At 45.2% G+C, this 10,292-nt stretch carries 8 protein-coding genes; 2 read left to right on the top strand and 6 right to left on the bottom strand.

Annotation, left to right across the window (positions count from 1 at the left end; genetic code table 11):
• Positions 1–172: 172 nt before the first annotated feature.
• Positions 173–1,180, top strand: coding sequence for a hypothetical protein (locus tag FFM80_RS14110; RefSeq protein WP_137641386.1), 1,008 nt, complete (start codon positions 173–175; stop codon positions 1,178–1,180).
• 604 nt (positions 1,181–1,784) lie between these two features.
• Here the strand turns inward: FFM80_RS14110 and FFM80_RS14105 are convergent.
• A complete protein-coding gene (locus FFM80_RS14105) occupies positions 1,785–2,687 on the bottom strand; it encodes a DMT family transporter (RefSeq protein WP_137641385.1) in 903 nt (300 codons plus the stop codon).
• 44 nt (positions 2,688–2,731) lie between these two features.
• Positions 2,732–4,090, bottom strand: a complete 1,359-nt coding sequence (locus FFM80_RS14100; RefSeq protein ID WP_137641384.1) for a M20/M25/M40 family metallo-hydrolase — start codon at positions 4,088–4,090, stop codon at positions 2,732–2,734.
• Between the two features lie 366 nt (positions 4,091–4,456).
• Here FFM80_RS14100 and FFM80_RS14095 point away from each other — a divergent pair, with 366 nt between their 5' ends.
• Positions 4,457–5,152, top strand: coding sequence for an SGNH/GDSL hydrolase family protein (locus FFM80_RS14095; RefSeq protein WP_137641383.1), 696 nt, complete (start codon positions 4,457–4,459; stop codon positions 5,150–5,152).
• A gap of 314 nt (positions 5,153–5,466) precedes the next feature.
• On the opposite strand, the gene FFM80_RS14090 is transcribed toward FFM80_RS14095, so the two are convergent.
• The 4 genes from FFM80_RS14090 to FFM80_RS14075 all read right to left on the bottom strand — a co-directional run bounded on the left by FFM80_RS14090 (position 5,467) and on the right by FFM80_RS14075 (position 10,059).
• A complete protein-coding gene (locus FFM80_RS14090; RefSeq protein WP_223877382.1) occupies positions 5,467–5,769 on the bottom strand; it encodes a winged helix-turn-helix transcriptional regulator in 303 nt (100 codons plus the stop codon).
• Between the two features lie 86 nt (positions 5,770–5,855).
• Positions 5,856–7,481, bottom strand: a complete 1,626-nt coding sequence (locus tag FFM80_RS14085; protein WP_137641381.1) for a peptide ABC transporter substrate-binding protein — start codon at positions 7,479–7,481, stop codon at positions 5,856–5,858.
• A 14-nt stretch (positions 7,482–7,495) separates the two neighbouring features.
• Positions 7,496–8,401: a proline iminopeptidase-family hydrolase gene (locus FFM80_RS14080; protein ID WP_137641380.1), complete on the bottom strand. Its 906-nt coding sequence runs from the start codon at positions 8,399–8,401 to the stop codon at positions 7,496–7,498.
• 374 nt (positions 8,402–8,775) lie between these two features.
• A complete protein-coding gene (locus FFM80_RS14075) occupies positions 8,776–10,059 on the bottom strand; it encodes a hypothetical protein (protein WP_137641379.1) in 1,284 nt (427 codons plus the stop codon).
• Positions 10,060–10,292 lie beyond the last annotated feature (233 nt).

Genomic DNA, 10,292 nt, shown 5'->3' with positions numbered 1-10,292 from the left:
ATTCATGTCTATTTTTATACAGTAAAGTCCCGGCAAGCCGGGGCTTTACTGTACATTATTAACTTTCAACCTTTAGACCTTAATTAAATACACCCAAGGGTCGCGTTTACAGCGAACTTGGCGAATTAGTTATCGTTGGCTAGGAACCATTGGCTTAGGCGCTCTGCCATTCATGTGGTGGGAACGCCATGTTCATCAGACGTTCACCGTTTCTAAACATGAAATCAGTGCTAAAGCTTATAGCCAGCAGCTCAATACCGAAGGCACCACGAAGATTCTTAAAGTTGGGCACAAGATGGTCAATCAACTGCTGAACTTGAATTCGCTCTCCGTGCAAGGAATTATTCTGATCAACGTCACCTTGCTGATTGCTTGGGGCTTAATTCGCATAGGCAGCCATAAACAGACTAACTTGTTGAAAATGCTCGTCATCATTGACGTCATCTTTATCACCTACTTTGGCAGCCTATTCGGGATGTACGCCCTATCGATGCCTTATGCTGAAGCCATCGTTTTGGATGGTTATGAGCGCTACATGTCCAGTACCGTTATTTTGAACTTACTGATTGGCGCAATTATGCTCGTCCGTGCTATGGATATTGGTTTATACGAGCAGCGCTTTGAAAAACGCGACTTGCGGACGTTTCGCTCCATCTTTACCAAGAACTTTTATCAAATGTCGACCTTTATTCTGTTGATTTTTTCAATCATTATGATGCTCTCAGAAATTAACGGGACGAACTTCGCCAATCGTTATAACCGCAACACGATTCCGCAACAATTCAAACGGATTGCGCAACCGTGGACGCATTACAACCGAACCAAGATTTTAATCGTCGATCCGCACGCTGGCGATGTTGACAGCTACTATGCCGGGTTCGTGGCACATTACTACTTCTTTACCAACCACGCGACCGCCCAAGAAAACTTTATGGAAACGCCGCAACAATTCCGGCAAGGTTTGCAACATTACCGTTACGTGGCGATTCCAGAATATCACCATACCTTTACCGTCATGATGCAACACGCCTATCACCAAAAAGGCGTCCGGACTGGGTTCTTTAAGGTTACGAAGACTGGGCTACAACGGCTCTCACCGAGTGCGGCCAAACTCACTCCGGTTAAAAAGCAACCAACTAAGAAGAAACGGCAACCTAAGCTTTACTTAGCCTTACCGTAATAACGAAAATAACCATAACGCTCGTTTTGACAAACTAAATAGCTGCTCAGAAATTATGGTGACATTTCTGAGCAGCTATTTAGTTTGTCTGGACTATGCTTGGTGCTAGTTGATTTAATTTGCCACTCTGTTTGGCCCAGAATCGGCTGGAACGTGGTGGCCACGTTTGGAAGCCAAAGGTCGGTCTTCCAAGCCGGGCTTTATCTAAGTCGGAAAATCACCGGCCAAGATAAACGACACCACTGAGCCAATTCTGGTCCGCCCGCCGTTAAATAACAGAAGTTAAAAAATTAACGACTGAATATTTTGAATTCAGTCAATTTAGCCGAGCCGTTAGTTTCTAAAATGCTCAGCCGTGTCGTTGGCCTTAGTATGAGTGGTCTACTCGGACTTAGGCCAAGGTCAGTTTTGAAGACCGATTTTTGGCTTCAAAATGTCCCATGGCGTTCCAGCGTTTTAGAGACCAACCGGCAGACAGCAATTTCAACTAACACCAAGCGTATTGTTCATTTATAGCTACCTGGACATTAACGGCGGGCGAACCAGAGTAACAATATTAATCTAACAAACTAAAACGCCAACCCAATTGAGTTGACGTCAAGCACTACGGTGTCATCATGGCATCGCGTGCGGAGATAAATTGCAAGAACGTAACGCCAACAATTAATATGGCCCCGATAATGCCGTAACCGTTAAAGCTAACGTTTAAAAATAGCACACTTAAAATCGTAGCGGCCAGCGGTTCAATCGCCCCTAGCACACTCGCCGTCGTTGGGAGTACCGATTCAAGGCTTTGGAGGAAGAATAAGTAGGCTAACATCGTCCCAAAAATGACGACGAAGCCGACTTCCAACCAAGCAGCCCCGCTTAGTTGCGGCCAATGTCGCCAAGCTCGCGTTGCGACACAGACCATCAAACCACCGATCAGCATCGACCAGCCGACAATTGGAATCGCGCCATACCGCTTTAACAATTGTTGCGGCATTAATGTGTAGACCGCGGCCCCGACTGCGGCTAACAAGCCCCACACGACCGCCGCAACTGGTAAGGCCAATGAATTCAAATGGCCTTCCGTGACGATTAAGATGGTACCTAGAATCGCCGAAATAACCGAGATAACATCGATCTTACTGGGCCAACTAAAGCTCAAAATCGACAAATAAATAATAATGATGACCGGTGATAAGAATTGTAAAATTGCCGCGGTAGCTGCATTGCCCGTACTGATCGCCATAAAATAAGTCAGCTGTACAGAAGCCATCCCGAGTAAACTAAACGCGACTAATTTGGCCGTGGCGCGGGAGTGATGAAACACTTCAAACACCGGCGCACGCGTCACTAATCCATAGCCAATCAGTAAGGCCCCGGAAACTAACATCCGTAGCGAGACCAACCACATGGTTTCAATCGATGTCGTTTCAAATAAATGTTGGGCAACCGTCCCGGAACTCCCCCAGAGAAACGGTCCCACACTGGCGAGAATTAGCCCGACCGTCTTCTTTTGCATATGACTCCCTCCCGTTTTCTAAACTTAATTCCAGTCTAACAAGCTTAGCTGGTTTTTCCAATGACTGTTTGCAAGTGACCGACTAATTCAGCCGCCACTTGAATGCCCGTTTGAAAGGCTACTTCAGTCAAATTCTCATTGGGCGCATGATTGTGCTGGTCAAAGTTCGCATACGGAATCGTCACCACTGGTACCTTTAAGATATCCGTCCAGACATAGTTCGGCACGGTGCCCGGCATCATCGGCTCAATTACCACCGCTCCGGTTGCCCGCTTAATCATTGTCGCCAACGCTTGAATCTTAGCTACAGGTAAGGTCGTCACACTAACGGGAATCCGTCCGCGAATAACGAGTTGAACTTGCCCACTCGCAAGCTCTGGCGCTAGTGCCTGGCGTAAGTCCGCTTCAATCGCCGGAATTGACTGTTGTCCAACTAAGCGGCAGTCAATCTTGGCAGTGGCCGAATGGGGAATAATCGTTTTAAACCCCGATTCCGCTGCACCCGCTTGATAACTATTGAGATTAAACGTTGGTCGAAACATCAGTCGCCGATAATAATCGTATTTCGTTGGCACTGTCGCTAAGCCGAACTGGGTCGCAATCGCCGATGCATCAAACGGCAACGCGCCAATCAAGTCCCACGGTATCTCCGCATCGGTTGGAACCCCGTTGTAAAAGTGTGGCAATTGAACTTGACCATGTTGCACTAACCGGTCTAATAATTGATTCAGAAACACTGCCGCATTCGGCATGATGTTTCCGGCATTACCGGAATGATTATCCACCGTCCCCGTCAACGCCGTCAGTTCAAACCCAAATAACCCGCGATTACCTAACCGTAAAACGTGTTGACCCGATTGACTCATCGACCCATCAATCACGACGGCTAAGTCTACTGCCGCTAATAACGTTGACTTGAGTTGATCGACAGTCGCTGCTAAATGCACACTGCCTTGTTCTTCTTCACCTTCCACCATAAAAATCACGTTAAGTGGGAGTTGCTCGTGAATCTGCAGATACGTATACACGCCTAAAATCTGGGCCATTAATTGCCCTTTATTATCTCCAATACCACGACCGTAAAACCGTCCGTCTCTTTTAGTCATTTTGAATGGCTCACTAGCCCACGCCGCTAGATCACCGGGCGCCATCGTATCATAATGCCCGTAAAATAAAACGGTCTGATCACTCGTCCCATTAATTCGCGCCACAATCGCCGGTGCGCCGCCAGTCTTAACGACCGTGACTTGCGCCTGTAATAATTGTTTAAAGCAATCGACTAGGTAGGTCACCCCCGACCGCAACTGCTTAACGTCGCCACTCACCGTTTTCAAGCTGACTAACTGGGCCAGTCGTGCCTCAAATTCAGCTAAATGAGTACTGATAAATTGTTTGTTATCCATGCCATGCCTCCTTACGCTTGATGCTAGTTAAAATTTCCGCCTGCTGGTTGGTTCCTAAAATGCTGAACTGAAAATAATCAATCCTTGTTAGTTAACGCCGGACGGGCCAGAATTGGCTCAGTGGTGTCGTTTATCTTGGTCGGTGCTTTTCCGACTTAGATAAAGCCCGGCTTGGAAGACCGTTCTTTGGCTTCCAAACGAGGCCACCACGTTCCAGCCGATTCTGGCCCAACCAGAGTGACAATTTAAACCAACCAGCACAAAACCATACCTCCATGACTCGTTATATGAGTAGTATAGCGCTAAAAACGATTGACAGGCGGACGGCACTGGACTAGTCTGGTAGCAATCAAGGGGGTCACGGGGATGCGACATCGTAAATTAATCTATGGATTGGTCGGCTTATTCGCCATTATTTTTATTGGTGGGGCACTGATCATCCCAACACCGGCAATTCAAAAACAAGTCATCAAGATTGGCCAAACATTGACTGGCCATACAACCAAATCGGCGAACCGGTCAGTCGCTGATTCTAAACTCGGGCAAAAATATCAACTATCTGATCAGCAACTCACCACCCTCAAGCACTTAAAAGTCACGGGGATTGGAGATTCCATTATGGTCCGCACGACACCGGACTTAAAAGAAGTCTTCGGTAGCTTCAATGCTAATGCCAAAGTCGGTCGGCAAGTCGCCGCGGCTCCAGCCATTATTACCCAACTGAAAAGCAATGACGCGATTGCTAAAAATGTACTGGTTAACTTAGGTACCAATGGCCCAACTGACACCGATACCATTGACGGCATTATCAAGCAAATCGGCAGTCAACACCAGATCTTCTGGGTGAATACTCGGGTACCCGGTAAAGCTTGGCAAGCTAGCAATAACAAGCTAATTGCCGCGGCCGCCAAACAATATGCCAACGTTCACCTAGTCGACTGGCTCTATGTCAGTCAAGATAATCGGAACTGGTTCGTCGATGACAACTTACATCCGAATAGTCTGGGCGAACGTGAATATGTTGCAACGGTGGGTCCGGTGTTAGCGAAATATGGCAAATAAATGCTGAGCTAATTGGATTCAACTTGCCACTCTGGTTGGTCCAGCATCGGCTGGACCGTGGTGGCCGCGTTTATGAGCCACAGGACGGTCTCATAAGCCGGACTTTGACTAACCCGGAAGATCACCGGCTAAGTCAAACGACACCACTGAGCCAATTCTGGCCCGCCCGGCGTTTTGAAAGCTAGCTAATCACTACTATTCTCAACCGATACCAACAATAACAACTGCATTACTTCTCAAAAAAATGAGCTTTAATTGACCTGATTTCCAAGATCAATTAAAGCTCATTATGTTTAATGACGACTCAGTTGGGCTTACTCCGCGCCCATTTCTGTAATCACACGGTTGCCCCAAGCTTCTAAATTCGCCAAATCTTGTTGCAATTTTACCCCTGTTGCCGTTAATCCATACTCGTACGTCTCCGTCGATGTCACCAAGTCCAACTGTTCTAGCTTGGCCAACACCGTCAGTAACTTTAACGTTGAAATACCGCGGACTTTTTCGCGTAACACCATAAATCCGGCCGCTTCCGCCGTTAAATTACTCAACGTGAGCGCATTCCATTTATCCGTTAATAGTTCCAGTCCAACTTTCGTACCAATATTCAAATCTCGCATCACCAAGATTGCCGACTCCTCTACTTTAGTTTCGTAAGTTTAGTTTAGCTGGCTATCGGTTAAATTGCGAGTTTGAAGTTTCAAGGCTATTTGAAGTAAGCCCGCGTATAATCATTTTCACCAACTGAATGATAGACCACGCCAGCTAGCTTCGAATTAACCAAGTGACTTTCCGTCATATTATACAGTGGCACAACGGCATTCGTGGTATTGACCCGTTTAGCTGCCGTCCGCATATTCTGCCAATAAGCCGCAGTATTTGTCGCGTTCTTACCATGCGCCGCTGTCACTGCTGCATTGAATTGCGCATCGTCATAGTGGCCATAATTTTGCGGGTTCGTCTTCGTGATGACGTCGAAGAAGGATACCGGATCAGCGTAGTCCGCCAACCACATCGTATACGCCATATCGAAGTTCCCACTTTCAACGGCACTACCACTTGCTTTGGCCGGTACGGAGGAGACGTTAACTTTAGCGCCGGATAAGTGCTGTTCTACCGCAGCTTGTACGAATTCGTCAATCGTCTTCGCGGTAGTCGTATCATCACTATACAACTTCAACGTCACTGATGACTTGCCTAATTCTTTCAAGCCTTGTTGCCATAACTGCTGTGCTTTTTTCACATTATAAGTATCCGTATTGGCTGTCTCAGTCCCGAAGTCTTTACCAGTTGTTGGATCTTTAACTAACGTTGGTGTGACATAGTTATGAGCTGGCGTGGAGCCGTCACTCAAGACTTTTTTCGTTAAGTTTTCTTTGTTCAGAACCAAGTTCAACGCACGCCGTAACTTAGCATTATGTAAGGCATGATTTTTATTCATGTTGAGCCGCAAATAATAAGTCCCCGCTTTGCTGACATGCTTTAAGTGCTTGTCATGTTGCAGCCCTTGCGCGGTAACGCCTGAGATCATCGCATCGTCTAACTTATTCGATGAAAATAAGTTATGTGCTGTATTCGAATCCTTAACGACCCGCACCGTCATCTTATCTAACTTGACGGTCTTTTTATCATAATATGTATTGTTCTTAACTAATGACCAAGTATCATTCGTCCCATTCCAACCCGTCAACTTGAATGGGCCATTATAAGCCATCTTGGTACTGTTAGACCCGTACTTGCTGCCATACTTCGTAACCAATTGATGATCTTGCGGGAAGAAGGCTGGCATGACTAACATCTTATTTAAATATGGCATCGCATGCGATAAAGTGACTCTAAACGTATACTTATCAACGGCTTTAGCGCCTAACGCACTCGTCGGCTGTTTCCCCGCTGAAATCTGCGCGGCGTTTTTGACCCCTTCATAAATGTAACTGTACCCTGAAGTCGATGTTGCACTCACGGAACGCCGCCAAGCAGTCACAAAGTCTTGCGCCGTTACCGGATCACCATTACTCCATTTGGCATTGTGTCGCAACTGGAACGTATAAGTCTTGCCGTTGTTCGTCGGTTTAACGACCTTTTTCGCCATCCCCGCAACGACTTGATCCTTAGCGTTCATCCGATACAAGCCTTCCATCGACTGCTGCAACATGTTCCACTGCGTAAAGTCCGCTTGATTCGACGTATCCAAGGACTGTAAGCTCGACGTTTGCATCAAGCTGAGTGTTTTTTGACTAGTTTTACTATTAGCATTCGCTTTTCCACAGGCCGCTAATCCACCTGAAAGTAAGACTAAACTGCTGACAACCGCTACCTTTTTAAAATTCATATTCCCATGACCCCCTAATATGCCGTGAACTGATTCGTTTCAACATCGTGTAAATACTGCCCGAGCGTCTTGAAAAATGCGCGCGGATTATCAACGCTGTGACCATGCCCACTATCTGGCGTTAAGACTAAGCGCGCCCGTGGCATCGTCTGTTGCATGCGCCGCGCGGCTTGTAACGGCATCGTATCGTATTCCCCAAACGTTAATAACGTCGGCACCGTCACTCGGTGTAAATCAGCCCGTCGATCCCAGCCATTCAGCGTTCCCACCATGACAAACTCGTTGTTTCCTTGAAAATGATTATACACAGCGGTGGCCATTGTTGGGACCAGATGGCGTGGATGGGCTTGGGGCTGCCGACAAACAAAGTGACGATTTAAGACGTCGACTAACTTTTGATATTCCGGATCATCAAAAGCTGCTGTCTGTTCCACACCTTGCATATAGCTGACTTGAGCCGCCGTCAAGGTCTTCGCACGTAACGCGTTAACGTTAACGGTGTATTCGGCGATATTATCAATCATACTCATGACGACTAAGCCTTTTAGATGGTCGCCATATTTTAATGCATATTCTTGCGCCAATAAGCCACCCCAAGAGTGACCGAGCAAGTAAAACTGGTCCAACCCCAACTGCTGACGAACTTCTTCTAACTCAGATAAATAATAATCTAAGGTCAAATATTGCTGATTCTCGGGCTTAGTAAAATCCGGCTGATCTGAGTAAAACGACCCTAATTGATCATACATACTGACCTGAACCTTATCTTCACCAAGTTCAGCCGCAAAATTTTCAAATTCTTCATGCGTACCACCGGGCCCACCGTGGACACATAATAACTTGACTGGCCCATGCCCGACCGTCCGCGTAAATAAATGATAACCGTTCTTTAATGTTAATAACCGAGTGCCTGTTGTCATAAAATTCCTCCTAAATTTTAGAAAACAAAAACGCCCTACAGAAATCAATTGCTTGATCTCCATAGGGCGTCGCCACGGTACCACCTATGCTTTGCCATTCTAAAAATGGCCTTAATTCGCGTACAGTAACTTAATACGATACGCTAGCAAGATAATGGATGCCGCCATTAGATACTCCCAAAAGTTCGTACCTACCGTGATTAGGGGATGTTCGCGACTCGTGATTCCATCGTCTCGCACCACCCGACGACTCGCTGAAGAAATTCACTAAGAGCTACTGTCCTAATCATTGCGTTTAATTGTTTTCTCATTTGTTTTTAACGATTTTTAATTTAACATAGATTGTTTTTGGTTGTCAACTTTAATTTAAAATTTTAATGAATGACAACATCCGCAACATGGCTCTGTGTCTTATCCCATTGATTTGTTTTTAAATTAAAACGCCAAACGGAATAATCATTATCTTGAACACTATACTGATACCAAACCGGTACCTCAGTAATATACGCATCCTGCTGGTCGATATCATAGTGTTTGAATCTTTCAGGTTCACGTACACTTACAAAATAGTCATCATCACTATCATTATAAATAGCATCCCCATTCAGTAGAATAGGGTCTTTCAAATATCCATTAACGGGCGTCTTTTTACCATCAATCGTGGCAAAAATTTGTCTGTGCATACTATACGCATCGTTCCCAACCAATTCACTTGTTATATTAGTTAGTGTCTGTCTTTGCTTAATATATTTTCCATTCACAAACTTACTTTCCATTACAACACTAACTGCATTATTATATGACCCGCCTTTATTTAAATAATTAGTCAGTTCAAAATAATCAACAACTACTCGTTCACGTTTACCATCATCAGTCGTCCAATTTTCTAGGTTAGGTTTCTGATCAGGTGTGGTTGGCTTAGAATTTACCACTACGCCACCAATATTGCTCTGATTATTAGACGTACCACCACTCGGCTTAGTCACTGCAGGCGCGGGCTTCTTAGCCGCTTCTTTAACTTCACCCGGCTTCAAGAATCCATGCCAGACCCAGCCTTTAACCTGATTATCAGAACTAGTCACATAATAATACTTAGACGCCTTACCATGTTTATAAACCGTCCACAGTTGTGTCCGCTTATACGTCACTTTGTCGCTCAACTTAATCCCATGCTTAAACCGAATATTAAATGGATTAAAGCCCTTGGTTCGATAACCGCCACCAAATTGATACAGCTTACCAGGCTTAGCCATCACATAATTGCCAACCTGTTTTGACTCTTCATGCCGCATCTGATTATGCTTACCGGCTTTCAAATAGCCACTCCAAACCCAACCTTTTGCTTTACCGTCAGAATTATGAACATAATAATATAAGCGATGCTTACCATGCATTTTAATATAGGTTTTGCTGGTCGCAACCCAGGTTGAATCCCGATAGTGGGTTAAGGCATGATTCTTTTTAAACTTAAAATTAGTTAATGATCCATTGGCCTGATAAGTAGCGCCATGTTTACTAGTCGAATAAAAAGCTTTCGGCTTGACCGCCAAATTTTTCGTCCGCTGGTAACCCGTCTTAGCTTGCACATCAGTCACCGACAGACTACCAGCTGCCCCTAAAACGGCCGCCGTTAATAATAGTACTTTACCTAACTTCATTGAAATAAATCCCCCTGTTAGTTAAATTTAGTAGCTATTTCCCGTTAGTTGCTCCTTTCTAGTTATCCTAATTTTTTGTCTATTATCAGCTACTAGAATTAAGTACGTTTTTAGCAATCGATTTCCGTTTTAAAAAAAATAATTCAACATCAAGATCTAGGGTCTGTTCCTAAACATTGATTTCTGGTATACTCCATCAAAAACGGATTGGGGTACATCATGACTATACCAAA

The organism is Lactiplantibacillus dongliensis, from assembly GCF_005405105.1.
In the GTDB taxonomy this organism is placed as follows: Bacteria; Bacillota; Bacilli; order Lactobacillales; family Lactobacillaceae; genus Lactiplantibacillus; species Lactiplantibacillus dongliensis.
This window is presented reverse-complemented; position numbering and strand designations above follow the sequence as displayed.